Annotated in this window: 26 protein-coding genes; 12 read left to right on the top strand and 14 right to left on the bottom strand. The window is 73.3% G+C overall.

Going from position 1 to position 23,223, the window contains the following annotated elements:
* Positions 1–45 precede the first annotated feature (45 nt).
* Together AB0I72_RS17940 and AB0I72_RS17935 are read right to left on the bottom strand one after the other, a co-directional pair.
* A complete protein-coding gene (locus AB0I72_RS17940; protein ID WP_358569525.1) occupies positions 46–729 on the bottom strand; it encodes an ABC transporter ATP-binding protein in 684 nt (227 codons plus the stop codon).
* Complete coding sequence (locus tag AB0I72_RS17935; protein ID WP_358569522.1) at positions 726–1,817, bottom strand: ABC transporter permease; 1,092 nt, start codon at positions 1,815–1,817, stop codon at positions 726–728. The genes AB0I72_RS17940 and AB0I72_RS17935 overlap by 4 nt, the downstream gene beginning before the upstream one ends.
* Before the next feature lie 169 nt (positions 1,818–1,986).
* On the opposite strand from AB0I72_RS17935, the gene AB0I72_RS17930 reads away from it, so the two are divergent.
* From AB0I72_RS17930 to galE, 4 genes are all read left to right on the top strand, one after another.
* Positions 1,987–3,231 (top strand): sensor histidine kinase, encoded by a 1,245-nt coding sequence (locus tag AB0I72_RS17930; RefSeq protein ID WP_358569519.1) that lies wholly within the window; start codon positions 1,987–1,989, stop codon positions 3,229–3,231.
* Complete coding sequence (locus AB0I72_RS17925; RefSeq protein ID WP_358569516.1) at positions 3,228–3,869, top strand: response regulator transcription factor; 642 nt, start codon at positions 3,228–3,230, stop codon at positions 3,867–3,869. Before AB0I72_RS17930 ends, AB0I72_RS17925 begins: the two co-directional genes overlap by 4 nt.
* Positions 3,870–3,943: 74 nt before the next feature.
* A complete protein-coding gene (locus AB0I72_RS17920; protein ID WP_358569513.1) occupies positions 3,944–4,447 on the top strand; it encodes a TspO/MBR family protein in 504 nt (167 codons plus the stop codon).
* 169 nt (positions 4,448–4,616) lie between these two features.
* Positions 4,617–5,597: a UDP-glucose 4-epimerase GalE gene (gene galE / locus AB0I72_RS17915; protein WP_358569510.1), complete on the top strand. Its 981-nt coding sequence runs from the start codon at positions 4,617–4,619 to the stop codon at positions 5,595–5,597.
* Positions 5,598–5,604: 7 nt separating this feature from the next.
* On the opposite strand, the gene AB0I72_RS17910 is transcribed toward galE, so the two are convergent.
* Positions 5,605–6,375, bottom strand: coding sequence for an alpha/beta fold hydrolase (locus AB0I72_RS17910; protein WP_358569507.1), 771 nt, complete (start codon positions 6,373–6,375; stop codon positions 5,605–5,607).
* A 57-nt stretch (positions 6,376–6,432) separates the two neighbouring features.
* Here AB0I72_RS17910 and AB0I72_RS17905 point away from each other — a divergent pair, with 57 nt between their 5' ends.
* Positions 6,433–6,780, top strand: a complete 348-nt coding sequence (locus tag AB0I72_RS17905) for a MerR family transcriptional regulator (protein WP_358569957.1) — start codon at positions 6,433–6,435, stop codon at positions 6,778–6,780.
* Positions 6,781–6,808: 28 nt separating this feature from the next.
* Here AB0I72_RS17905 and AB0I72_RS17900 read toward each other — a convergent pair whose 3' ends face one another.
* Together AB0I72_RS17900 and AB0I72_RS17895 are read right to left on the bottom strand one after the other, a co-directional pair.
* Positions 6,809–7,771: an arsenic resistance protein gene (locus AB0I72_RS17900; RefSeq protein WP_358569504.1), complete on the bottom strand. Its 963-nt coding sequence runs from the start codon at positions 7,769–7,771 to the stop codon at positions 6,809–6,811.
* A gap of 166 nt (positions 7,772–7,937) precedes the next feature.
* Positions 7,938–8,762 carry an NAD-dependent epimerase/dehydratase family protein gene (locus AB0I72_RS17895; protein WP_358569501.1) on the bottom strand — a complete coding sequence of 275 codons (825 nt, stop codon included), beginning with the start codon at positions 8,760–8,762 and terminating at the stop codon, positions 7,938–7,940.
* A 90-nt stretch (positions 8,763–8,852) separates the two neighbouring features.
* Between AB0I72_RS17895 and AB0I72_RS17890 the strand changes: the two genes are divergently transcribed.
* Positions 8,853–9,806: an AraC family transcriptional regulator gene (locus AB0I72_RS17890; RefSeq protein WP_358569498.1), complete on the top strand. Its 954-nt coding sequence runs from the start codon at positions 8,853–8,855 to the stop codon at positions 9,804–9,806.
* Here the strand turns inward: AB0I72_RS17890 and AB0I72_RS17885 are convergent.
* From AB0I72_RS17885 to AB0I72_RS17875, 3 genes are all read right to left on the bottom strand, one after another.
* Positions 9,754–10,710, bottom strand: coding sequence for a DJ-1/PfpI family protein (locus AB0I72_RS17885; protein ID WP_358569495.1), 957 nt, complete (start codon positions 10,708–10,710; stop codon positions 9,754–9,756). The genes AB0I72_RS17890 and AB0I72_RS17885 overlap by 53 nt on opposite strands.
* A 47-nt stretch (positions 10,711–10,757) precedes the next feature.
* Complete coding sequence (locus tag AB0I72_RS17880) at positions 10,758–11,360, bottom strand: isochorismatase family protein (RefSeq protein WP_358569492.1); 603 nt, start codon at positions 11,358–11,360, stop codon at positions 10,758–10,760.
* Between the two features lie 68 nt (positions 11,361–11,428).
* On the bottom strand, positions 11,429–11,902 hold the full coding sequence (locus AB0I72_RS17875; protein ID WP_358569489.1) for a GNAT family N-acetyltransferase: 474 nt from the start codon (positions 11,900–11,902) through the stop codon (positions 11,429–11,431).
* Between the two features lie 51 nt (positions 11,903–11,953).
* On the opposite strand from AB0I72_RS17875, the gene AB0I72_RS17870 reads away from it, so the two are divergent.
* A complete protein-coding gene (locus AB0I72_RS17870; protein WP_358569486.1) occupies positions 11,954–12,550 on the top strand; it encodes a TetR/AcrR family transcriptional regulator in 597 nt (198 codons plus the stop codon).
* Here AB0I72_RS17870 and AB0I72_RS17865 read toward each other — a convergent pair.
* Together AB0I72_RS17865 and AB0I72_RS17860 are read right to left on the bottom strand one after the other, a co-directional pair.
* Entirely contained in the window at positions 12,531–12,989 is a 459-nt protein-coding gene (locus AB0I72_RS17865; RefSeq protein ID WP_358569483.1) for a GNAT family N-acetyltransferase, read from the bottom strand. The genes AB0I72_RS17870 and AB0I72_RS17865 overlap by 20 nt on opposite strands.
* 70 nt (positions 12,990–13,059) lie before the next feature.
* Positions 13,060–13,713 carry an HAD-IA family hydrolase gene (locus AB0I72_RS17860; protein ID WP_358569480.1) on the bottom strand — a complete coding sequence of 218 codons (654 nt, stop codon included), beginning with the start codon at positions 13,711–13,713 and terminating at the stop codon, positions 13,060–13,062.
* Positions 13,714–14,008: 295 nt separating this feature from the next.
* On the opposite strand from AB0I72_RS17860, the gene AB0I72_RS17855 reads away from it, so the two are divergent.
* The 3 genes from AB0I72_RS17855 to AB0I72_RS17845 all read left to right on the top strand — a co-directional run bounded on the left by AB0I72_RS17855 (position 14,009) and on the right by AB0I72_RS17845 (position 17,506).
* The gene (locus AB0I72_RS17855) at positions 14,009–15,019 is read left to right on the top strand and encodes an NADP-dependent oxidoreductase (RefSeq protein WP_358569477.1); all 1,011 of its coding nucleotides are present in this window, start codon (positions 14,009–14,011) and stop codon (positions 15,017–15,019) included.
* A gap of 309 nt (positions 15,020–15,328) precedes the next feature.
* Positions 15,329–16,921, top strand: a complete 1,593-nt coding sequence (locus tag AB0I72_RS17850; protein WP_358569474.1) for a BCCT family transporter — start codon at positions 15,329–15,331, stop codon at positions 16,919–16,921.
* A gap of 159 nt (positions 16,922–17,080) precedes the next feature.
* The gene (locus tag AB0I72_RS17845) at positions 17,081–17,506 is read left to right on the top strand and encodes an Hsp20 family protein (protein WP_358569954.1); all 426 of its coding nucleotides are present in this window, start codon (positions 17,081–17,083) and stop codon (positions 17,504–17,506) included.
* Positions 17,507–17,561: 55 nt separating this feature from the next.
* On the opposite strand, the gene AB0I72_RS17840 is transcribed toward AB0I72_RS17845, so the two are convergent.
* The 3 genes from AB0I72_RS17840 to AB0I72_RS17830 form a co-directional block, all read right to left on the bottom strand.
* Positions 17,562–17,924, bottom strand: a complete 363-nt coding sequence (locus AB0I72_RS17840; RefSeq protein ID WP_358569471.1) for an antibiotic biosynthesis monooxygenase — start codon at positions 17,922–17,924, stop codon at positions 17,562–17,564.
* Between the two features lie 46 nt (positions 17,925–17,970).
* Entirely contained in the window at positions 17,971–18,411 is a 441-nt protein-coding gene (locus tag AB0I72_RS17835; protein WP_358569468.1) for a VOC family protein, read from the bottom strand.
* An 82-nt stretch (positions 18,412–18,493) separates the two neighbouring features.
* A complete protein-coding gene (locus tag AB0I72_RS17830; protein ID WP_358569465.1) occupies positions 18,494–19,300 on the bottom strand; it encodes an SDR family oxidoreductase in 807 nt (268 codons plus the stop codon).
* Positions 19,301–19,456: 156 nt separating this feature from the next.
* On the opposite strand from AB0I72_RS17830, the gene AB0I72_RS17825 reads away from it, so the two are divergent.
* Entirely contained in the window at positions 19,457–20,722 is a 1,266-nt protein-coding gene (locus AB0I72_RS17825) for an FAD-dependent oxidoreductase (RefSeq protein ID WP_358569462.1), read from the top strand.
* A gap of 56 nt (positions 20,723–20,778) precedes the next feature.
* The gene (locus AB0I72_RS17820) at positions 20,779–21,378 is read left to right on the top strand and encodes a TetR/AcrR family transcriptional regulator (RefSeq protein WP_358569459.1); all 600 of its coding nucleotides are present in this window, start codon (positions 20,779–20,781) and stop codon (positions 21,376–21,378) included.
* Positions 21,379–21,452: 74 nt separating this feature from the next.
* On the opposite strand, the gene AB0I72_RS17815 is transcribed toward AB0I72_RS17820, so the two are convergent.
* Positions 21,453–23,192, bottom strand: a complete 1,740-nt coding sequence (locus AB0I72_RS17815) for an NAD(P)/FAD-dependent oxidoreductase (protein WP_358569456.1) — start codon at positions 23,190–23,192, stop codon at positions 21,453–21,455.
* Positions 23,193–23,223 lie beyond the last annotated feature (31 nt).

Here is a 23,223-nt window from a genome sequence, read left to right as displayed (position 1 = left end):
GCGGGACACGGTCCCACCGGTGGGACGCGGGCCGTCGAACCCCCGTCACCGGGTCCGTTCGAGGGCGCTCAACCGGCCGTCGCGCATCTCCAGCACCCGGGCGGCCACGCCGAGGTGCTCGGTGTCATGGGTGACCAGGAGGGCGGCGACATCGAAGGCCCGGGTCGCCTCGGCCAGCAGGTCCATGATCCGCGCGCCCCGCTCGTGGTCCAGCGCCGCCGTCGGCTCGTCCACCAGCAGGACGCTCGGCCGCCCCACGAGCGCCCGCGCGATGTTCACCCGCTGCCGTTCGCCTCCCGAGAGCTGGTGCGGACGCCGGTGTTCCTTGCCCGACAGTCCGACGGCGGCCAGGGTCTCCAGGGCGGCGGCCCGTGACTCACGGGGCGAACGGCCGCGCATGTGGTCGGTCACCTGGAGCTGTTCGACGGCGGTGAGCGATCCCAGCAGGTTCGGCTGCTGGAACACGATCCCCACCTCCCGCAGCCGGAGGGCGGCCAGCTCCCGGGACCGCAGGCCGAGCGTGTCGGTCCCGCCCACGACCACGTCGCCGGAGTCGGGCCGGACCAGGGTCGCGGCCACCGCCAGCAGGCTCGACTTGCCCGAACCGGACGGGCCGACCACGGCGGCCAGTTCGCCGGGGGCCACCCGGACCGACACCCGGTCCAGAGCGGTCACCACCCCGTCGCCGTCGGGGAAGGTCAGGGTCACGTCGTGCAGTTCCAGGCTCATCGGACGCCTCCCAGGGCGGTCAACGGGTCGACGGAGGTGATGCGGCGGACGGCCAGGACCGCTCCGAGCATGCCCAGCCCGACCATCGCGGCCACGGGCCCGAGCGTGGTCGCCGGAGTCAGGGCGAACGGCAGCGCCGACGCGGCCGCCGCGCCCAGCGCCACGCCCGCGGCGCCGCCCACGGCGGCCCCCGAGACGAGGACGACGAGCGCCTGGGCCACCGCGTCGCGCAGCAGGTAGCGGGTGGAGCCGCCGAGCGCCTTGAGGATCGCGACGTCCCCGGCGCGCTGGATCGTCCACACGGTCAGGAACGCCCCGACCACGAGCGCGGAGATCGCGTACAGGAAGCCCTGCATGGCCACGAGGGAGCCGTTCTCGGAGGAGAACGAGCCGATGGCGGTCAGGCTGTCGTCGCGGGTGGCCGACACCGTGCCCGCGCTCTCGTCGGCGGCCTCCGCCGCGTCGGGGGAGGCGACCTCGGCGGCCACCACGGTCGCGACCGGCGCGTCGGGGGTCCCGCCCCGGTCCGGGCGCGGGTCGAGCTCCCGCCAGGCGTCGATGTCGGCCCACACCACGGGCAGGTGGCTGTGGTGACCGGTGTCGGCGACGGCGGACACGGTCAGGTCGGTCCCGACGACGGTGAGGGTGTCACCGGCTTCGAGCCCGTACTCGTCGGCGAGGTCCCGCCCGACGACCACCCCGTCGGCGACGCCCTCCGGTGCGAGGCGCCCGCCCGCCGGGGCGGCGAACAGCGCCACCGCCGAGGACGCGCCGTCGTCGAACTCCGCGCGGACGGTGGTCAGGCCCAGCGGCTCGGCCCACTCGACGCCGTCGGCGCCGCTCCAGGCGTCGAGTTGGGCGCCGGTGACGCCGCTGTCGTCGTAGGACTCCTCGGGGGCGTCGTCGCCGGAGGTCCCGAAGGCGACGTGGCTGGCGGGCAGCTCGCGGACCGCCGAGGTGGACTGGTCGGCCAGTCCCGCCGTCAGTCCGGACAGCAGGACGATCAACAGGGTGATGAGCGCGACGACCGAGCCCATGAGGGCGAACCGCCCCCGGGCGAAGCGGATGTCACGAAGGGCGACGAACACGGCGGCCCTCCTTCCTGGCTCATGTGGCAGGTGCGTGTCCCCCAGGCTCCTTCGGGGCCGGGCCCGTCCACATCGCCCGAAGGGAGCGTCGTCGGCGGGGCCGGGGTGGATCGGAAAGTCCACCGATCGGTTGATGCGGGGCGGGCCGAACACGCCGTACGCTGCGATGATGCGGTACGGAGAAGGGTGGGCCGCCGGGGCGCCCGAGGTCACGACGGTGCTGCGCGTCCTGCGGCTGCTGCTGCACGCGTGCTTCCTGCTGTTGCTCGGGGTGGGCCTGGTCCGTTACCTCCTGCCTGGTCCGGACGTCGTGGCGCCGGGCCACCCGCTGTGGACCCGGTGGGCGGTCGTGGTCGGCGCGCTGCTGCTCGCCGCCGTGTACTGCGCGGGCGCGCTGGCCGCCCGGCACGACGTGCGCCGGGGCCGGTCGTTGGCGTGGCTGGCCGCGGTGACGGCGCTGTGGGCGCTGCTGTCCCTGGCCGCGCCCGGCTTCGTGTGGCTGGCCTTCCCCCTGTTCTTCCTCCACCTGCACCTGCTGCGCGGAGCGCACGGCGTGCTGGCCGTCGCCGTCATCACGGCCGCCGCGATCGGCGGACAGGCCCTGCACGCCGGGGACCTCACCGCGGGAACCGTTCTGGGGCCGATGCTCGGCGCGGTGTTCGCGGTGGCGATCGCCGTCGGCTACGCGGCCCTGTACCGGGAGAGCGAACGGCGGCGCGAGCTGATCGACGTGCTCACCCGGACCCGCGACGAACTCGCCGCCTCCCAACGGCGGACGGGCGTGCTCGACGAGCGCGAGCGCCTGGCCCGCGAGATCCACGACACGCTCGCGCAGGGCCTGTCCAGCATCGTCCTGCTGCTGCGCGCCGCCGAGAACGCCCTGCCCGACGCGCCCGACCTGGCGACGGCGCGGATCGCGGAGGCCCGCGAGAGCGCGTCGGCCAACCTGGAGGAGGCGCGCCGGTTCGTCCGCGACCTGGCTCCGCCGTCCCTCGCCGGGGGCAACCTGCCCGAGGCCCTGCGCCGCCTGTGCGAACGGGTCGGACGGTCCGAGGGGACCGCCTGCCGTTTCCGCCTGGACGGAACGCCGAGCGCTCTGCCGCCCGGGTACGAGGTGGCGCTGCTGCGGGCCGCGCAGGCCAGTCTGGCGAACGTCGCGGCGCACGCCCGCGCCGCGACTGCCGTGGTCACGCTCGGCTACCTGGAGGGGGAGGTCACCCTGGACGTGTACGACGACGGGGTCGGGTTCGACCCCGCTCACACACCCCGCAGGGAGGACGGCACGGGGTTCGGGCTCGCCGGGCTCCGGGAGCGGGTCGCGCTCCTGGGCGGTCGCCTCGACGTGGAGTCCGCTCCCGGCCAGGGCACCGCGATCGCCGTCCGCCTGCCCCTGACACCCGAGGAGACCCCGTGACGGGCGCACCCCTGCGCATCCTGCTCGTGGACGACCACCCGGTCGTGCGGCACGGGCTCACGGCCATGTTCGCCGACCGGCCCGACATGGCGGTGGTCGCCGAGGCCGCCGACGGCCGGGCGGCCCTGGACGTGCTCGACGCGGGCACGGGCGTCGACGTGATCCTCATGGACCTGCGCATGGGAACGGGGATGGACGGGGTGACCGCGATCCGCCGCATCACCGAACGCGACGCGCCGCCGCCCGTGCTGGTGCTGACCACCTACGACACCGACGCCGACATCCTGGCCGCCGTGGAGGCGGGCGCCACGGGGTACATGCTCAAGGACGCGCCGCCCGACCAGCTGTGCGAGGCCGTGCACGCGGCCGCGCGCGGGCAGACCGCGCTGGCCCCCGACGTCGCCAACCGGCTCATGGCCCGGCTGCGCTCGCCGAGCCCGGCGTTGAGCGCGCGCGAACTGGAGATCCTGGGACTGCTCGCCCGGGGGCTGTCCAACCGCGCGATCTCGCGGGAGCTGTTCATCAGCGAGGCGACGGTGAAGACGCACCTCGTGCACGTGTTCGACAAGCTGGAGGTGGACAACCGCACGGCCGCGATCACCACCGCGATCCAGCGCGGCCTGATCCGCGTCGGGTGACGCGCCTCGGGTGATGCGCCGCCAACGCACGCGGGCTCCCCGGAACCGGGCCCGTCTTCGTTACGATGAGTGACATGTCCATGGCGAAGTGGTTCGGGGACGGTGGGGAACCCAAGCGCGGCCTGCCCTCACTGGCGGTGTTCGTCGGCGCGTCCTACCTGGTCGCGGTCGTCGGGGCCGCCGTCGCGTCGGACGCCGGCGTGTTGTACGCCTCGTTGGAACGACCGCCGTGGGCCCCGCCGTCCTGGGTGTTCGCCCCGGTGTGGACGGTTCTCTACGGGCTGATCGGCGTCTCCGCCTGGCTGGTCTGGCGGCGGGCGGGGTGGAGCGCGCGCACCGCGCTGCTGTGGTGGTGGGTGCAACTCGCCCTGAACGCCGCCTGGACCCCGTTGTTCTTCGGCGCCCGGCAGTACGGTCTGGCCTTCCTCGACATCTGCCTGCTGCTCGTCGCCGTGGTGGTCACGATGGTCGCCTTCTGGCGCCTGCACAGGCCGGCGACCCTGCTGCTGCTCCCCTACGTTCTCTGGGTGGCGTTCGCCTCGGCGCTCAACCTGAACATCTGGCTGAACAACGCGTGACCCGGGACCGCCCACCCGTGCCGACCGGCGCGGTCCGCGGTTCGGCGAACCCGGTCGAATCGCCCGGGAAGTCGGGAATGGCCCGTCTTCTCCGGATGCGTTTTCCCTGGTCATTGCCCTAGGGTGAGGTCAGTCACGCATCCGGAGCGCCGAACACGGGGGAACGACGATGAGGGTCCTGGTCACCGGAGGCGCCGGATACGTCGGCAGCGTCGTCACCGCCTGGCTCGTCGAGGCGGGCCACCGGGTCACCGTCCTCGACGACCTCTCGACGGGGCACGCCGACGCCGTCCACCCGGGGGCCCGCCTCGTGCCCGGCACGATCCGCGACCGCGCGGCCGACGTGCTCTCCGAGGGCCAGGACGCGGTCCTGCACTTCGCGGCGCGCTCGATCGTCTCCGAGTCGGTCGCCCACCCGGGTCGCTACTGGGACGGCAACGTCGGCACGTCGATCGCCCTGCTGGAGGCGATGCGCGCCACCGGCACGCGACGCCTGGTGTTCTCCTCGACCGCCGCCGTCTACGGCGAGCCCGAGACCACCCCGATCACCGAGGACGCGCCCGTCCGCCCCACCAACCCCTACGGCGCCACCAAGGCCGCCGTCGACGCCGCCCTCACCGAGCACGCCCGCATGCACGGCACGGCGGCGGTCAGCCTCCGGTACTTCAACGTCGCCGGGGCCGACCGGGGCCTGGGGGAGCGGCACGGGGTCGAGACCCACCTGATCCCGATCGTCCTGTCGGCGGCGCTGGGGGAGCGGGAGTCGGTGTCGGTCCACGGCGACGACTACCCGACCCCCGACGGCACCTGCGTGCGCGACTACATCCACGTGGCCGACCTGGCGCGGGCGCACCTGCTGGCCCTGGAACACGCCCGGCCCGGCGCGCACGAGATCCTCAACCTGGGCAACGGGACGGGTTTCTCCGTCCACCGGGTGCTGGAGGTGTGCCGCGAGGTCACCGGACACCCCGTCCCCACCGTGCCCGCCGCCCGCCGACCCGGTGACCCCGCGACCCTGGTGGCCTCGTCCGAGCGCGCCGCGCGCGTGCTGGGCTGGCGGCCCGAGCGGTCCGACCTGCACGCCATCGTCTCCGACGCCTGGGAGTTCGCCCGCAGGGCCACCCCCGCCACCGCCCCCGTCGCCCTCTGACCGTCCGTCAGGGGTGCTCGTCGAGGAACGCGCGCACCGCCGCCCGCCACGCGTCGGGTGCCTCGGCGGCGACCAGGTGCCCGGACTCGACCTCCACGAACCTCGCGCCGGGGATCCCGTCCGCCAGTTCGCGGGAGAGCGCGGGAGGGACGAGCCGGTCGAGCGCGGCGGCGACGACCAGCGTCGGCACCGCGATCCCGGGGAGGTCGGCGGTGGTGTCGGAGCGTCCGACCAGGTCCACGTGTTCGGGGCTGCCCTCCGGGACGAACACGGCCAGGTCGGTCACCGCCCGTTCCAGGTCCGCCGTGCTTATCGCCTCCAGGACGTGGTCACTGGGCGCCACGAAGGTGAGGAAGCGGGCAAGCAGCTCCCGGTCACCCCTCAGCAGCTCCCGCCACACTTGGACTGCCATCCGCATCCGGTTGTTCGGCCGGGCGAATCCGGCGGTGAGGATCAGCCCGGTGACCCGCTCCGGGTGCCGGGCGGCGGCGCGGACGGCGATCGCGGTCCCCATCGAGTACCCGAGGACCGTGAACCGCTCCACCCCGGCCGCGACGGCCGTCGCCACGAGGGTGTCGGCCGTGGCGTCCAGGTCGAGCGGAGACGAGCTGCGCGGAGTGCCGCCGGTCCCGGGCAGGTCGGGGGCGACCACGGTGTGCGTGCTGGTGAGGTCGTCGAGCAGGGGGCCGAAGTTCGGCTCGATCCCTCCGCCGGCGCCGTGCGCGAGGACGAGACCGGGACCGGAGCCCTTGACCGTGTGGGCGAAATGTTCGATCATGCGGCGACGTTAGGCATTGACATCGGTGTGAAGGTCAAGTGTGAGGCGGGGCACGTCGTGCTGATCGGGGAGCTGTCGGAGCGGACCGGGGTGAGTCGGCGGCTGCTGCGGTACTACGAGGAGCAGGGACTGCTCGACTCCACGCGCTCGGCCAACGGCTACCGCGTCTACGGCCCCGACGCGGTGCGCGTCGTCCACCACATCCGCGCACTCCTGGACATGGGCCTGTCCACGGAGGTCATCGGCTCGATCCTGCCGTGCGCGCGGGGCGAGGCGGACGAGCCGCTGGACCTGGAGATGTGCCCGGACCTGCTGGCCACGATCCGCCGTGAGCTGGCCGAGCTCGACTCCCGGATCGACCGCCTCCAGGGCCGCCGGGGCGCGCTGGCCGCGCACCTGGTCTGACGTCCGCCGGGTCCGGCCGGACCCGGAGTCAGCCGGGGGGACCCGTCCCCCGTACCCGCACGAGCTGGGTGAGCAGCGCCAGCACCGGCAGCTCCAGGAGCGGACCCGCCACCAGGGCGACCGCGATGAGCGGTCGGTCCGGGAAGGCGGCGACGGCCACGGCCAGGGCGACGGGTGAGTTGCGGGCGACCGTCGTCATGGTGAGCGTGACCCGCTGGTCGGCGGGCAGCCGCAGCACCCGCGCGGCGCCCACCGCGGCCAGGGGCGCGACCACGAAGAACACCGCCAGTGGCGGCAGCAGGCCGACGAGGTCCCCGGCGTGCTCGGCCACCGTGCGCGCCTGCCACGCGAACATCGCCAGCACGGCCGTGTACAGCAGCGGCAGCACCGCCCGGTTGGCCCACCCCATGAGCACCCTGTCCCGCCAGAGGGGGCCGCGCCACCACCGCGCGGACCGGCGCAGCACCACCGCCGCCACCATGGGCAGCACCAGGACCACGAGCACCGCTTCCACCAGCGTGTCCGCGCCGACCATCGCCGCCTCGCCGCCCAGCAGCAGCACGTACACCGGCAGCAGGACGAGCTGGAGCACCAGGTTCAGCGGCAGCAGCGCCGTGGCCGAGCCCATGTGTCCCCGGGCCAGCGCCGTGAACACCAGGTACCAGTCCGTGCACGGCGTGACCAGCAGCAACAGGAGCCCGATCCGCAGGTCCGGGGCGTCGCCGAGCAGCCCCGCCCCCAGCGCCCAGGCCAGGAGCGGGGTCAGGACGAAGTTCAGCGCCAGACTCGCCGCGACCACCCGCCCGGACTCCCGGGCGGCACGGACCTGACCGGCGTCCACCTGGGTGAACACCGCGACGAGGAGCAGGATCAGGGCGGGCAGGACCACGCGGCCCGCGGCCGTGCCGACGGGCCACAGCGTGCCCGCGGCCAGTCCGGCCAGCGCCGCCGCGGCCACGAACAGGCCCTGGAACCGCTCGGACGTGGACACGGGGCCCTCTCAGGTGCGGAACCGGGTGGATGTGCCCACGTTAGGCGATGTGCGGGCGGGGCGGCGCCCGTGTCACCGCGGACCGGACCCGACGACGCCCGGCCGTGCCCGTGTGGGCGCGACCGGGCGGGTGGTCGGCGCCACGGCGCGCGGGCGCCGGTGGGGCTCAGCCCCAGACCCCGGCGCGGGCGGCGCGCCGGGCGTAGTCGGCGAAGTCGCCGGCCGGGCGGCCCAGGACCCGCGCCACGTCGTCGGTCGGCTCGGCGTTCCGCCCGTCCAGGGTCTCCTGGAAGATCATCACCAGCCCCTGGGCGAGCTCGGCGGACAGGCCCTCCGCCACCGCTCCCTCGACGTACTCCTCCGGTGTGATCGACAGGTGCTCCACCGTCCGCCCGGACGCCTCGGACAGGACCGCGGCGGCCTCCGTGAAGGTCAGCGACCGGGGCCCGGTCAGGTCGTAGGTCCGCCCGGCGTGCCCGTCCTCGGTCAGCGCCGTCACGGCCACCTCCGCGAAGTCGTCCAGGTCGATGAAGGGTTCGGCGACGTCCGGGACCGGCAGGAGCGTGGTCCCCGCGCGGACCTGCTCGGTGAAGAAGGACTCGGAGAAGTTCTGCGCGAAGTACGAGGACCGCGTCAGGGTCGTGGCCGGGAACGCCTTGCGGACCGCCCGCTCGGCGGCGAGCGCGCCGTCCTCCCCGCGCCCGGAGAGCAGGACCGCCCTGCGCACCCCGCGCTCGGCGGCCCGGTCGGCGAAGGCCGCGACGGTCTCTGCCGCGCCGGGGAAGGCCAGGTCCGGGTGGTAGCAGAGGTAGACGCTGGTGACCCCCTCCAGCACGGGGTCCCAGGTGTCGGTGTCGTGCCAGTCGAAGCGCGGCGCGCCCGACCGCGAGCCGACGCGCGTGTCGATTCCGCGCTGCTTGAGGAGATCGGTGACGCGGCGGCCGGTCATCCCGGTGCCGCCGGTGACAAGGACTCGTTCGTGTGTCGTCATGCGTTCAGTACAGCAGCGCCGGGTCAGACGGAACATGGTTCATATGCTGGATCGCATAAGAGATCGTCTGAGTCGGAGTAGGGTGGGGGCATGGATCCCCTCACCCAACTCCTGGACGGGCCCCGCGCCCGGGGCGCCTGCACCCTGCACACGGTGATGAGCCCGCCCTGGGCGATCGACGTCCGCGACCACGCCGCCCTGACCCTCGTCGTGGTCATCTCGGGACGGGCCCGCGTGATCAGCCCGCACGGGGAGGCCGACCTGGGCCCCGGCGACGTGGCGCTGATGCGCGGACCGGACCCGTACGTCGTCTCGGACTCCGCCGGGAGCAGCCCCACGATCACCATCCTCCCCGGGCAGCGCTGTGTGTCCGCCGAGGGGGAGGAGGTCCACCTGACCATGAGCCACGGTGTCGGGACCTGGGGGAACGACCCCGACGGCGAGGACACGATGATCGTGGGCGCCTACGAGGACGGCAGCGCGGTCGGCCGACTGGCCCTGGCCGCCCTGCCGCCGATGGCCGTCCTGCCGAGCGGCCGCGTCGACCCGGCGCTCGTGGACCTGCTGACCCGGGAGGTCACCTCCGACCGCGTCGCCCAGGCCAGTCTCACCGACCGGCTCCTGGACTCCCTGCTGGTCATGGCCGTGCGCGCCTGGCTGGAGGAGGACTGCGACCGCTGCCCCAGCTGGCTCCGCGGACAGAGCGACCCCGTGGTCGCGCACGCCCTTGACCTGCTGCACGAACGCGTCGCCGAACCCTGGACCCTGGACACGCTCGCCCGCGCCTGCGTGGTCTCCCGCGCCACCCTGGCCGCGCGTTTCCAGCGGGCCGTGGGCACGCCGCCCATGACCTACCTGCGCACGTGGCGGCTGACCCTGGCCGCCGACCTGCTCACCGCCCACCCGGAGCTGGGCCTGGAGGCGGTCGCGGCGCGGGTCGGCTACGGCAGCGCCTTCGCGTTCAGCACGGCCTTCCGCAGACACACGGGGGTCAGCCCGTCCCGGTACCGGTCCCGGTCACGGCTCGAAGCGGTGCCGTCCTGAACCGCGACCGCAGGCGCCGCAGCATCCGGGCGTCCTGGAAGCCGACCGCCCGTGCCGCCGCCTCCACGGTCTCCCCGGCGCCGATCAGGTGCTCGGCGCGCTCCAGCCGCAGCGACTGCTGGTACCGCAACGGGGTCAACCCGGTCGCCGACACGAACGCCCGGGTGAGCGTGCGCTCGCTCACCCCCGCCGACGCGGCCAGGTCCGCCAGCCGCAGCGGCGACCCGTACCGCGCGTCGATGGCGTCCTGGACCCGGTGCACGACGTCCACGACGTGTCCCCGGTGCCGCAGCATGGCGCTCGCCTGGGGTTCGTCGCCGTTGCGGCGCGCGTAGACCACCATCTGCCGTGCGACCGACGCCGCCGCCGACGGGCCGTGCCGGACGGTGACGAGGTGGAGGGCCAGGTCGATGCCGCTGGCGATCCCCGCCGAGGTCACCACACCCCCGTCGGCCACGTACAGAACATCGGGCACCACGCGCGCCCCCGGGTGCCGGCGGGCCAACTCCTCCTGGAGACCGTGGTGGGTGGTGCAGCGCCGCCCGTCCAACAGGCCCGCCTCGGCCAGGGCGAACGCGCCCGAGCACACGCTCGCCACGGTGCCGCCCGCCGCGTGGTGCGCGGTCAGGGCCCGCGCCTGGGCATCGGTCAGCACCCGGCGCACGGGTACGTCACCGGTCCGCCAGCCCGGGACCAGGACGAGGTCGCCCGGTCCCGGGGCGGGCCAGGAGGTCTCGGCGCGCAGGGACACGCCCTGCGCGGTGGGGACGTCCCCGTGCTCGGCGACGTACCGGGTCCGGTAGTCCAGACCCAGGTGGGACGCGGCGGTGGAGAACACCTGCGCCGGGCCCGCGAGGTCGAGCAGGTGCAGGCCCGGCGTGAGGAGGAAGACGACGGTGGTCACGATCCGGTCAGTGTAGTACGCGGCCGGGCCCGCCCTCCGCCGCGGTCTCACCCGCGTGTGGCGGCGACCTCGCCGGTGATCTCGGCGACCGTGCGCACCTGCGCGAAGCGGCCCGCCAGTGCGTACACGGTCCGCTGGACGACGGCGTCGGGCAGCAGCGTGGCGGGGTCGGCGAGGATCTCCTCCAGCGAGCGTCCCGCGGGGGAGCCCGGGGCCTCGATCGGCTCGGTGGCGGTGGCGTCGACCGCGAACGTCACCCGGTAGCCGAGGTCGGAGGCGACCCGCGCGGTGGTCTCGCAGCACTGCTCGGTGCGCACGCCGCAGACGGTGACCTCGTCCACGCCGCGCTCGGTGAGGTAGTCGTGCAGGTCGGCGCCGGTGATGGCGTTGTGCACGGTCTTGGTGCGGACCGGTTCGCCGTCCTGGGGGACGAGTCCGTCCATGAGCTCGACGAAGCCGCGCTCGGGGTCGAACACGGTGCCGGTGCCGGGCTCGGTGTGCAGGACCCAGACCACGAGGTCGCCCCGGTCGCGGGCGTGGTCGACCAGCGCGGCGATCCGGTCGGCCACGTTCGGGTCCGAGGCGGCCGTCCAGCTCGCGCGCTGGAGGAAGGACTTCTGGGCGTCGATGACGAGGAGTGCGTGTGCCATGCGTCGATCGTGTCAGCGCAGCCCGGGGCGCGACAGACACGATCGGGGCCGTGACCGGACCGATCCGGTCACAGCCGCAGCACCCAGGTCTGGCCGACGAGGTCCTTCCCGAACAGGTCGTGCGGCTCCTGGTCGACCAGGGCGAACCCGGCGGCCTCGTAGACGCGTCGCGCGCTGGTCAGGACGTCGTTGGTCCACAGCGACACGCGCTCGTACCCCGACGCGCGGGCCCACTCCACGCACCGGTCGACCAGCCGGGACCCGAACCCGTGGCCGCGCGCGTGCGGCAGGACCAGCAGGACGCGCAGTCTGGCCGTGCCCTCCTCGTCGCCGGGGACGCAGAAGACGCAGCCGGCGCGCTCGCCGTCGACCTCGGCGATCCACGCGCCGCCCGTCGCGGGGTCGTAGTCGGCCGCGATCCGCGCGACGAGGGCCTCGAAGTCGTGGCCCCAGCCGAACTGCGCGGCGTAGGCCTCTCCGTGCGCCATGACGACCCACCCCAGGTCCCCGGGGCGGCCGAGGGGACGGATCTCGCTCTTCATGGAACCTCCATGCTACTGACACGAGTGTTTCAGTTGCTTTAGTCTAGTTCCGTGAACAGCACGGACTCAACCCCCTCGGCGCGCCAGACGGAGCTGTTGGAGGCCGCCTACCGGTACGCGCTGGAGCACGGGCTGGCCGACCTGTCGCTGCGCCCGCTCGCCGCCGCCATCGGCTCCAGTCCCCGGGTGCTCCTGTACCTCTTCGGCAGCAAGGACGGGCTGATCCGCGCCCTCCTGGAACGGGCGCGCGCCGACGAACTGGACTTGCTGGCGCGCGTGCGCGCGGCCGACCTCGACACGGCCGCGCTGGGCGTGTGGGAGTGGCTGGCCGCGCGGGAGCACCGCGCGCTGCTCACACTGTGGGTCGAGGGCTACGCCCGCTCGCTCGTCGACCCGACCGGCCCGTGGGCGGAGTTCGCCGAGGCGACCGTCCGGGACTGGCTCGCCCTGCTGGCCGACGCGCAGCCCGACGACGAGCGGGACACGCCGATCGGGGAGGCCCGCCGCACGCGGGCCCTCGCGGTTCTGCGCGGCGGCCTGCTCGACCTGCTCGCCACGGGGGACGCCGACCGCGTCGGCGCCGCCGTGCGGGGGCACTTCACGGCGGCCGTGGGCGGTGGGACCGGGGTCAGTCCAGGCGCTTCTTGAACCCGACGTGCGAGGGCGCGTACCCCAGGCGCTCGTAGAAGCGGTGCGCGTCCCCCCGCGTGGCGTCCGAGGTCAGCTGGAGCAGCGCGCACCCGCGTCGGCGCGTCTCCTCCTCGGCCCAGGCCATGAGGTCGGCCCCCACACCGTTGCCGCGCTCGTCGGCGTGCACCCGGACGGCCTCGATCTGGGCGCGCGTCGCCCCGCTCCGGGACAGGCCGGGGACGAAGGAGAGCTGGAAGGTGGCGATCACCCGCCCGCCACGGCGGCCGACCATGAGCAGTTCACCGGGGTCCTCGTCGATGGCCTCGAACGCGGCGAGGTAGGGCGTGATGTCGTCCCCGCTCTCGCGTCCGGCCCCCAGGGGGTCGTCCCTGAGCAGGGCGACGATCGCCGGGACGTCCTCGGCGCGGGCGGGGGTGAAGGTGACGCGTTCGGGCACGGGTTCTCCTCGTCTCGGATGGTGCAAAAGTAGCGAAACACCCGAAATCGCCGCACCGCGCCCCCGCTCCTCACACCAGGAGTTCGGCGGTCTCCCGGAGGTCCGCCACCACCACGGTGGCCGCCGCCAGTTCCTCGACGGTGTGGGTCGCGGTCACGGCCACCACCGGCATCCCGGCGGCCCGACCGGCGCGGACCCCGGCAGGTGAGTCCTCCACCACCACGCAGCGTCCGGGGTCGACCCCCATGCGCTCGGCCCCGAGCAGATACGGCGCCGGGTCCGGCTTGCCCTCCGTCACCTGGTCCGCGGTCACCAGGACGTCCGGAACCGGCAGCCGCGACGCCTCCAGACGGGCGTGCGCGATCAGGTCGCCGCCGGACGTCACGATCCCCCACGCCCGGCCGCGCCCGTCGAGCGCCGCGAGCAGCTCCCGGGCGTGCGGCATCGCCGTGACGTCCTCGGCCCGCGCCACCTCGTGGGCCTGGATCCGGTGCGCCTCCGTCTCCGGGTCCAGGTGCGGGGCGACGAGGCGGACCAGACCGAGGTCGGTGCGCCCCGCGTGGTACCGCAGCACCTCGTCCACGTCCAGGCCGCGCTCCTCGGCCCACGCCGTGAGCCCCCCGACGATGCTCGCTCCCGAGTCGACCAGGACCCCGTCCAGGTCGAACAGCACGGTCGCCTCGCCGTAACCGCCCACGCTGTCCTCCGCTCCGTCGGTGTGCACGCGCGGAACCCTACCGCCCCGCGGGCAGCGACACCCCCGCGTGCGCCATGGTGAACCCGCCGCACTCCCGCCCGTGGTCGCCCAGACCGGCCGCCGCCACGAGCGGCACCGCGAACGCCACCCACCCGCGCAACGGAGCCCGGCGGCGCACCCCACATCAGGGAGCCCATCGGAAAATCTATGACGTTCCCAGGTATTTCTATTGGTAACTCGATCATGGTGCGGTCTACTGTGGGCGAGTGCGCGACCTCGGCCGCGTACATCGAACACCAGGTCAGAGCTCAGAGGAAGCACCATGTCCGTCACCAGCAGGGAAGTCCGTCTCGTCGCGCGTCCGATCGGCGAGCCCAAGCCCGGGGACTTCTCCCTGGCCGAGACCACCGTCGCCGACCCCGGACCGGGCCAGGTCCTGGTCCGCAACGACTGGATGTCCGTCGACCCGTACATGCGCGGGCGGATGAACGACGCCGAGTCCTACGTGCCTCCCTTCCGCCTGGGCGAGGCGATGGAGGGCGGCGCGGTCGGCACCGTGACCGCCTCGGGCAGCGACGCGGTCCCCGTCGGCGCCACCGTCCTGCACATGGGCGGCTGGCGCGAGTACGCCCTCCTCGACGCGGACGCGGTGCGCGTGGTCGACGTCGACCGGGCGCCCGCCGAGGCGTATCTGGGCGTCCTGGGGATGACCGGCCTCACCGCCTACGCGGGCCTGACGCGGATCGCCCCGGTCAAGGAGGGCGACGTCGTGTTCGTCTCCGGCGCGGCGGGCGCGGTCGGCAGCCTCGCCGGACAGATCGCGCGCCAGCTCGGCGCGTCCCGTGTCGTCGGTTCGGCGGGCGGCCCCGAGAAGAAGCGCCGCCTGCTGGAGGAGTTCGGCTACGACGCCGCGATCGACTACCGCGAGGGCGACCTGAAGGGCCAGCTGGCCGAGGCCGCCCCGGACGGGATCGACGTCTACTTCGACAACGTCGGCGGCGACCACCTGCGCGCGGCGATCGGCGCCATGCGTCCCCACGGGCGGATCGCGCTGTGCGGAGCCATCTCCGTGTACAACGCGACCGAGCCGGTGCCCGGCCCCGACAACCTCTTCCTGGCGGTGGGCAAGCGGCTCACCCTGCGCGGGTTCATCGTCGGCGACCACTACGACCTGTTCGGCGAGTACGCCCAGCGTGCCGCGGCCTGGCTGGCCGAGGGTTCCCTGCGCGCCGAGCAGACCGTCGTCGAGGGGATCGACCACGCCGTCGACGGCTTCCTGGACATGATGCGCGGCGCCAACACCGGAAAGATGCTGGTGCGCCTGGGGTCCTGAGCGCACCGAACGGGGCTGTGGACGACCGGAACGCGGCGCGACCGTCATCGCGCCGCGAATGGCATGACATATCCGGAGAAATCGTCTAAGAAAAGGGTGGTTTTTCCGAGATCGGTTTCTCCCGGGGGTATCGCCCGTGATTTTCCCGTGTGTCTTTCGGTGGTTCTGGGAAGAACACACGCGGCGCCGGGGTTTCGGGACGGTGCCGATCGCTTGTCTCCCGTCCGTTGTATCGTGCGAGGTCGGAGCGGATGGCGAAATCCACCCCGGCGCGGTGGAGCGGGCCACGGAGACCGGAAAGCGCACGGAATGATCGACAGAGTGACAGCGCGGCTGGGGCTGCGGACGGACCCGGTCATCTTCACCGTCTCCGCCGGGCTGGCCGTCGTCTTCGTGGTCTCCGCGATCGTCTTCACCGACGCCGTCGACACGGCCTTCGGCGTGGTGTCCGAGTGGATTCTCACCAACCTCGGATGGCTCTACATCCTCGGCGTCACGACGTTCCTCGTCTTCCTCGTCGGGATCGCGCTCAGCCGGTACGGGCACGTCCGGCTCGGGCCGCAGGACAGCGAACCGGAGTACAGCGACGTCATCTGGTTCTGCATGCTGTTCGCGGCGGGGATCGGGAGCATCCTCATGTTCTGGGGCGTCGCCGAGCCGATCAGCCACTACGCGGACCCGCCCCGGAGGGACGTGGAACCCGAGTCCGTGGAGGCGGCCCGGCAGGCCATGGGGTTCACCCTCTACCACTTCGGCCTGCACACCTGGACGATCTTCTGCCTGCCCGCGCTCGCCTTCGCCTACTTCGTGTACCGGAAGGGCCTGCCGTTCCGGGTCAGTTCGGTCCTCCACCCCTTCATCGGCGACAGGATCCACGGAGCGGTCGGACGGACCGTGGACATCGTCGCCGTCCTGGGCACCCTGTTCGGGGTGGCGGTCACCATCGGCCTGGGCACGATGCAGATCAACAGCGGGCTGAACGAGCTGTTCGGGATCCCGGAGACCCGGCTGACCCAGGTCGTGCTCATCGGCGTCGTCACGTGCATCGCCGTGGCGTCGGTGGCCTCGGGACTGGACATCGGCATCAAGTGGCTGTCGACCCTCAACATCGTCCTGGCCGTGGCCCTGCTCGTGTACGTCTTCGTCATGGGGTCGTCGGTGTACCTCGCCCGCGGGATCATCGAGACCACGGGCGTGTACCTGGAGGCGCTCGTCCCGCTGTCGTTCTGGAACGACACCTTCGACGACACGGGATGGCAGGGGTCCTGGACCGTCTTCTACTGGGCCTGGACGATCACCTGGTCGCCGTTCGTGGGCATCTTCATCGCCCGCGTCTCCAAGGGGCGCACGATCCGGGAGTTCGTCATCGGAGTGCTGTTCATCCCGACCGCGTTCAGCATCGTGTGGTTCAGCGTGTTCGGGCTGTCGGCGTTCGACATCGAGAGGTACGGCGGCGGAGGGCTCGTCCAGGCGGTCGTGGACGAGGGGGACCTGCCCGGGGCCCTGTTCGCGTTCCTGGAGCACTATCCGCTGACGGTGCTCCTGTCGGCGGCGTCGATCGTCATCGTGGTCATCTTCTTCACCACCTCCTCCGACTCGGCGTCCCTGGTGGTGGACATGCTGTGCTCGGGGACGGCGAAGAACCCCACGCGGCAACGGGTCTTCTGGGGCGTGGCCGAGGGGGTGGTGGCCGCCACCGTGCTCACCGCCTCCGGCGTCGGCGGACTGGACGCCCTGCAACAGACGATCATCGTTTTCGGGCTGCCGTTCTTCGCCATCGCCTTCATCATGATGGCGGCCCTCCTCCGCTCCCTGAGACGGGAGACCGTGGCGGGCCCGGCGCGGGTGCGTCCGCTGTCGGTCCGGCGGCGGGGACGGCCCGGCGGCGGGGGTGCGCCATGACGGACACCGGCGCCCGCCTCCCGTCCTCGGTCGGATCACCGCTGTCGTCCGACCGGCGGCGGGATCTTCTTACCCGGGTTCCCGTTAGTCCGACGCACGACCTTGGAAAGAAGAAGACATGAGGTCAATACTGCACGCTTCATGACTCTGGAGGTCGTCATGATGCTCATGCGTACCGACCCGTTCCAGGAGTTCGACCGGATCACCCAGCGGCTCCTCGGCGACGCGATCCACCCGGTCGTCATGCCGATCGACGCCTACCGTGAGGGCGACGAGTTCGTCGTGCACTTCGACCTGCCCGGCGTCCGCGCCGACTCCATCGACCTGGAGATCGAGCGGAACGTCCTCACCTGCAGGGCGGAGCGTCGGCTGTCGGTCCCGGAGGGCAGTGACGCGGTCGTGGCCGAGCGGCCCACGGGGACCTTCTCGCGGCAGCTCTACCTCGGCGAGGAGCTGGACACGGAGAACCTGTCGGCCGACTACGCCGACGGCGTCCTCACCGTGCGCGTTCCGGTGGCCGAGCGGGCCAAGCCGCGCAGGATCAGCATCACCGGCGGTGAGGGGGCACGGCAGATCAAGGGCTGAGCGCCACGCCGCCCGGGGCCGGATCCCGACCGGGGCTCCGGCCCCGCGTCCGTGGCTAGGCCTTGCCGGAGACCCGCTGGACGACCTCGAAGCCCCACAGCTCACTGCCGGTCGCGGCGGGCTTCGCCGCGCCCTCGCCGCCGTGACCGTGGCCGTGACCGGTCTGTCCGGACTCCCGGGCGGCCTGGGCGTGCCCGTGCCGGAAGTCCTGGCCGCTCACCCAGTTCTGGAAGTCCTCCTCCGAGCGCCACCGGGTGTAGACCAGGTACCGGTCGGTGCCCTCGACGGGGCGCAGCAGCTGGAACTCCTCGAACCCCGGCTGGTTCTCCACCAGCCCGGCACGCTTGGCGAAGCGTTCCTCCAGGGTGGTCCCGGCCCCCTCGGGGACGGTCAGGACGTTGAACTTGACGACGCTCATGTCGCACCCCTCGCGTTGTTCGATACGGGCCCAACCTATCGGCCGGTCAGCCGAAGACGACGTCGCCGTTCTCGTCGATCCGCCACCCCGGGTTGTGCGCGATCTCCCACACCACCCCGTTCGGGTCCTGCACGTGGGCGTGGAAGATCCCGCCGAACTCTCCCGGCTGGGGGCGCTTGAGCACCGTCCCGCCCGCGGCCAGCATCAGCGCCACGGTCTCCTCCACCTCCTCGGGACCGCCGACGTTGTGCGCCAGGGTCACCCCCGACGCGCCGGCCGTCCCGGTCACGCCCGCCGCGCCGCCGAGGTCGCGGTCGAACTTCTCGGCGTCGAACAGCCCCAGCACCACACCCGGGGCGATCTGGAAGAAGACGATCTCGCCCGGCACGTCCAGGAGGCGCTGCCAGCCGAGTCCGTCGCAGTAGAAGGACCGGGCCGCGTCGAGGTCGGCGGTGGCGAGGGTGATGAAGTGGACCTGCTGCTTCACGGTGGACTCCCCGGGGCGCTGTGGGTGGCCCACCACATCCTGCCGGAGACCGGCCGTATCCCCGCGGACCCGGCCGCCCGTGTCAAAGCCCGTGCTTGCGCGAGACCATCCGCAGCACCACCGAACGCGGGAACAGCCTCCGCAGGGCGAACACCAGCGGGGCGTTGCTGCCCACGGCGTAGAACGGGCGCGGCGGGTCCGCCTCGACCGCGCGCACGATCGTCCGGGCCACCGTCCGCGCCGAGATCCCCCGCGCCTCGTTGGCGTTGAGCGCGCTCAGCATCGTCCGGTACTCGTCGGCGAACGGCGAGGCCGCCCCCACGTACTCGGTGCGCCGCTCGCTGATGCCCGTGTTGATCGACCCCGGCTCCACCGTGGTCACGCCGACCCCGTACGGCGACACCTCCCGGCGCAGCGCGTTGGCGAACCCCTTGAGCGCCGCCTTGGACGCCACGTACGACGACCGGAACGCCAGCGGGAAGCTCGCCAGCATCGACCCCACCATGACCACGCGCCCGTACCGCCGCTCCCGCATCCCGGGCAGGACGAGCTGGGTCAGGCGCACCGCGCCGAACACGTTGATCCGGAACAGCCGCTCCACGGCCTCGGCCGGCAGCTCCTCCAGGGGGCCGCTCTGGCTCTCCCCGGCATTGTTGACCAGCACGTCGACCGGACCGGCGGCGGACGCGCACGCCTCGACCGACGCGTCGTCGGCCAGGTCCAGGGCCAGGTACTCGACGCCGGGGATCGGGTCGGCGACCGTCTCGGGATCGCGGCTGGTTCCGTACACGCGGAACCCGCGTCGGACCAGGGCGGCGGCGACGGCCGCGCCGATACCCGACGACGCGCCCGTCACGAGCGCGGTTCTGGCGGGGGCGGTGGGGGGCATGGGCACTCCTCGGGGTCGTGGGGCGGCGGTCGGTTCGCGCCGTCTCCATTCCTACCGTCCGGTAGCGCCGTGCGCGGTACCCGGGAAAGCCGTTTCCCGCCCGTCCACGCGGGCACTGCACCATCACGGGTCTTCGTCACCGAGGGGAGTCGGCCCATGACCACAGGTGCGGGCGGGGTGCTCGTCGTCGGCGCGGGCGTCGCCGGGCTCAACGTCGCCCACCAGTTGCGCCGTCGCGGGATCGACGTCGCGGTCGTGGAGTCCCGCCAGCCGGGAGCGGGCGCCTCCCACGGCAACGCGGGCTGGGTCAACCCCGCGCAGGCCGGTCCGGTCCCCGACCCCGTCCTGCTCGGCGACGCCCTGCGCGCCTTCCGCGACCCCGACGCCCCGCTGCGCATCGCCCCCGACGCGCTGCCCCTGCTCACCCCCTGGTTCCTGCGGTTCCTGCGCAACTGCACCCCCGCCCGCCACGCACGCGGCGCCCACGCCCTGGCCCTGCTGGGCAGGCGCACCTTCCCCCTGCTGGACCAGCTCGCCGAGGACGGCGTGGAGTTCACCCACACCCGCACGGACTTCCTCGCCGTCGCCCAGGACCCGCGCGCGGCCGAGGCCTACCTCGGCTCCCTCGAACCCCTGCGCCAGGCGGGCTTCGCCCTGCCCGCCACCGTGCTGGGCGGCGACGAGCTGCGCGAGGCCGAACCGGTGCTGTCCGGCCGCGTGCGCGCCGGGGTGCGCCTGCGTGACCACGTCCAGACCGAACCGGACAGTCTCGTCGCCGGACTGACCGCGCACCTGCGCGCCGGGGGCGTCCCGGTCGAGGAGGGCGTGGCGGTGACGGGGATCAGCGCGCGGGGAGGCGTGGTGGAGGCGGTCACGACGACGGCGGGGGAGCGACGGGTCGGCGCCCTCGTCATCGCCACCGGCGCCAAGGCCGCCGCGCTCGCCACCCGGCTCGGTCGGCGCGTCCCGGTGGTCGGCGGCCGGGGGTACAGCTTCGACGTGCCCGCCGAGCGGCTGCCGCGCGCGTCCACCCTGCTGCTCGACGCACACGTGGCGTGCGCGCCCATGGGCGGCAGGGTGCGTGTGTCGGGCGGAATGGACTTCGGGCGCGGCCCCGCCCGCCCGGTCCCGGAGCGGATCGACGCCATCACGCGCGGCGCGGCGCCCATGGTCGTCGGCGTGGACTGGACCGACCGGCGGCACGCGTGGGCGGGGGACCGCCCCCTGACACCGGACGGTCTGCCCGTGGTCGACCGGCTGCCCGGCTACGCCAACGCCTACCTGGCCACCGGCTACTCCATGCTCGGTCTGACGCTGTCGGGCCCGGCGGCCGAGGCGCTCGCCGCCTTCCTGGTCGACGGGGCCCGACCCGCCGTCCTGGAGCCCTTCCGCGCCGACCGGTTCGGCCCCAGGCGACACTAGGCAGTGTTCGAGTGACGGGTGTGGTGCAATGCGGGTGTACGGGGAGGACGGGACCCATGCCCAAACGGGTCGACCACCAGCAGCGACGGGTCCAGATCGCGGAGGCGGTGTGCGCGCTCGTCTCCGCCCGGGGGCTGGAGGCGGCGAGCCTGCGGGACGTCGCGGCCCAGGCGGGGGTGTCGATGGGCCGGGTGCAGCACTACTTCCGGACCAAGGGCGAGATGCTCGCCTTCACGCTGGAGTACGCGGGCGAGCGCGACATGGCGCGGGTGCGCGCGTCGCTGGAGGAGCGGCCCGGTCCCCTCTCCCCCAGGGAGGTGGTGCGCGTCATCCTCGGCGGGCTGCTCGGTGAGGAGTCGCGGCGGGTGGACGGGCTGAGGGTCGGGGTGGCCTTCCAGGCGCGCGCCCTCGTCGAACCGGAGCTGGCCCGGCGCGTGCACCGCGCCTACAGCGGTGTCCGGGAGACGCTGGAGTACCTCATCCGCCGGGGGATCGACGGCGGACCGACCAGGGCCGAGACGGACCCCGGTCTGGAGGCGGCCGCCCTGCTCGCGCTGGTGGAGGGAATGCGCGCCCAGCGGCTCCTGGGGCAGGTGACGGAGGAGGAGGCCGCGCGGGTGCTGGACTCGCGGCTGGACGCGCTGTTCGTCGACTGAGGGGAACGGGACCGGGCCACCGCGTGCGGGTCCGGGCGGCCACGGCACGGACGGGGCCGCCCGGACATCGGGCCCTACGTCCGCGCCTCGGCCGCCGCGTCGGACCTCGGCCCGGTCGGCGGACCGACCGGGATGAGCCGGTGGGTGGGCGGGGGCGCGCTCTCGTCCACCTCCGCCCGGAACTCCCGTCCGTCGTCGCGGCACACGAACTGCATCACGTGCCGACCGGACGCGGCGGCGCGGATCAGCCCGCCCGTGGTCGCCCACACCCCGGACATGTAGAACCCGTCCAGCCCCGGCAGCCCGGGGCCGTACTTCCTCACCAGCTCCTCCAACGTCTCTCCGCCCTCCACGAACGGCTGCCAGCCGAGCACCGTCCCGTCCAGATTGCCGGTGTAGCGGACCTGGGTGAGCGGCGTGGCGACGTCGCGCACCCGGACCGCCTCGCGCAGCCCCGGATGGCGGCGGTCGATGAGCTCCACCAGGGCGTCGGCCACCCGGCGCTTGGCACGGACGTACTCCCGGCCGCGTCGCACCGGCAGCGTGTGCACCTCCTCGCCGCGGTACACGCGGCTCGACCGCTCGGGCCCGGTGCTGAGCTCACGCCATCGGCCGATGTCGCAGAAGTACGTCGCGTACACCACCGCCGTCCCCGGCGGCGACAGCTCCGGGTAGTGGGCACTGCGGAACTGGACGTTGACGCTCGGGTGCCGGATCCCGAGCAGCGGCGCGGCCTCCTCCTCCGTCAGCAGGTGGGTCGTGCACGGGTCGGCGTCGGGGAACTCCTCGCCCAGGCCCAGGAAGACCGAGAAGTACCCGGGGAAGACCATGTCCGGCTCGTGGACGGTCCGCGTGTAGAGGCGGCGGTACTCCCCGTTGAGGTAGCGGCCCTTCAGCAGGTCGTGCATGGTCGTGTACCCGTCGCACGCCGACACCACGATGTCCGCGCGGTGCTCGCTCCCGTCGCTGAGCCGCACGCCCACCGCCCGGTCGTCCTCCACCAGGATCTCCTCGACCCGGGCGTTGTAGGCGATCTCGCCGCCCAGCCGCCGGTAGCGGTCCTCGATCGAGCGCGCCAACCCGAGCGAGCCGCCCTCGGGGACTCCCGCCGTGCGCGCGGCGTGCGCCGCGAGTTGGAAGTAGAACGGCAGCACCGGGAAGTTGGGGTGTTTCTCGTACAGGATGTGGTTGAACGCGTCCCTGAGCAGTGGGTTGGTGAACCGCCGGGAGTAGTCGCGCATCAGCACCGTGATCGACCCGCGGATGACGTTGGCGTACGGGATGAACCTCGACATCATGCGCATCCGCTCCACGGGACCCATCAGCCCCACCGGTTTCAGGAATGGGTAGACGCGCAGGCACCGGATGAACCGCCGCAACCCGCGGCAGAAGTCGCGGACGACCCGGGCGTCGGCGGGGGACAGGTCGAGCAGGTGCGCCTCCAGCCGGTCCGGGTCGGAGTAGAAGTACACCTTCCTCCCGTCCCGCCCCCGCACGACGTTGAACACGTCGAAGTGGCGCATCTCCTTGCCATGGAGCGCCCCCAGTTCCAACCAGATCCGGTGCATCTCGCTGCCCGGCCCGTTGCCGAGCAGCCAGCTCACGCACCAGTCGAAGGTGAAGTCGCCCTTGTCCCAGGCCGTGCAGCACCCCCCGGGGATCTCGTGCATCTCGAAGATCCGCGTCCGGTACCCGTTCATCCGCGCGTACACGCCGGTGGACAGCCCGCCCAGCCCCCCGCCGACGATGATCATCGACTCCCGGGGCCGCGTGGCGGCTCCGCCGCGCGGCCCGCGCTGACGCCGACCCCTCATCGTGCCTCCGCCCGTCGGTCGTCCCACGTCC

Source organism: Nocardiopsis sp. NPDC049922 (genome assembly GCF_040660275.1).
In the GTDB taxonomy this organism is placed as follows: domain Bacteria; phylum Actinomycetota; class Actinomycetes; order Streptosporangiales; family Streptosporangiaceae; genus Nocardiopsis.
The sequence above is the reverse complement of the archived record's forward strand: the minus strand, read 5'-3'. Positions and strand labels throughout refer to the sequence as shown.

Coding starts and splice junctions, on each gene's coding strand:
- AB0I72_RS17940 (WP_358569525.1), bottom strand. CDS start 729: ATGAGCCTGGAACTGCACGACGTGACCCTGACCTTCCCCGACGGCGAC.
- AB0I72_RS17930 (WP_358569519.1), top strand. CDS start 1,987: ATGCGGTACGGAGAAGGGTGGGCCGCCGGGGCGCCCGAGGTCACGACG.
- AB0I72_RS17920 (WP_358569513.1), top strand. CDS start 3,944: ATGTCCATGGCGAAGTGGTTCGGGGACGGTGGGGAACCCAAGCGCGGC.
- galE (WP_358569510.1), top strand. CDS start 4,617: ATGAGGGTCCTGGTCACCGGAGGCGCCGGATACGTCGGCAGCGTCGTC.
- AB0I72_RS17910 (WP_358569507.1), bottom strand. CDS start 6,375: ATGATCGAACATTTCGCCCACACGGTCAAGGGCTCCGGTCCCGGTCTC.
- AB0I72_RS17895 (WP_358569501.1), bottom strand. CDS start 8,762: ATGACGACACACGAACGAGTCCTTGTCACCGGCGGCACCGGGATGACC.
- AB0I72_RS17890 (WP_358569498.1), top strand. CDS start 8,853: ATGGATCCCCTCACCCAACTCCTGGACGGGCCCCGCGCCCGGGGCGCC.
- AB0I72_RS17880 (WP_358569492.1), bottom strand. CDS start 11,360: ATGGCACACGCACTCCTCGTCATCGACGCCCAGAAGTCCTTCCTCCAG.
- AB0I72_RS17875 (WP_358569489.1), bottom strand. CDS start 11,902: ATGAAGAGCGAGATCCGTCCCCTCGGCCGCCCCGGGGACCTGGGGTGG.
- AB0I72_RS17855 (WP_358569477.1), top strand. CDS start 14,009: ATGTCCGTCACCAGCAGGGAAGTCCGTCTCGTCGCGCGTCCGATCGGC.
- AB0I72_RS17850 (WP_358569474.1), top strand. CDS start 15,329: ATGATCGACAGAGTGACAGCGCGGCTGGGGCTGCGGACGGACCCGGTC.
- AB0I72_RS17845 (WP_358569954.1), top strand. CDS start 17,081: ATGATGCTCATGCGTACCGACCCGTTCCAGGAGTTCGACCGGATCACC.
- AB0I72_RS17840 (WP_358569471.1), bottom strand. CDS start 17,924: ATGAGCGTCGTCAAGTTCAACGTCCTGACCGTCCCCGAGGGGGCCGGG.
- AB0I72_RS17830 (WP_358569465.1), bottom strand. CDS start 19,300: ATGCCCCCCACCGCCCCCGCCAGAACCGCGCTCGTGACGGGCGCGTCG.
- AB0I72_RS17825 (WP_358569462.1), top strand. CDS start 19,457: ATGACCACAGGTGCGGGCGGGGTGCTCGTCGTCGGCGCGGGCGTCGCC.
- AB0I72_RS17820 (WP_358569459.1), top strand. CDS start 20,779: ATGCCCAAACGGGTCGACCACCAGCAGCGACGGGTCCAGATCGCGGAG.
- AB0I72_RS17815 (WP_358569456.1), bottom strand. CDS start 23,192: ATGAGGGGTCGGCGTCAGCGCGGGCCGCGCGGCGGAGCCGCCACGCGG.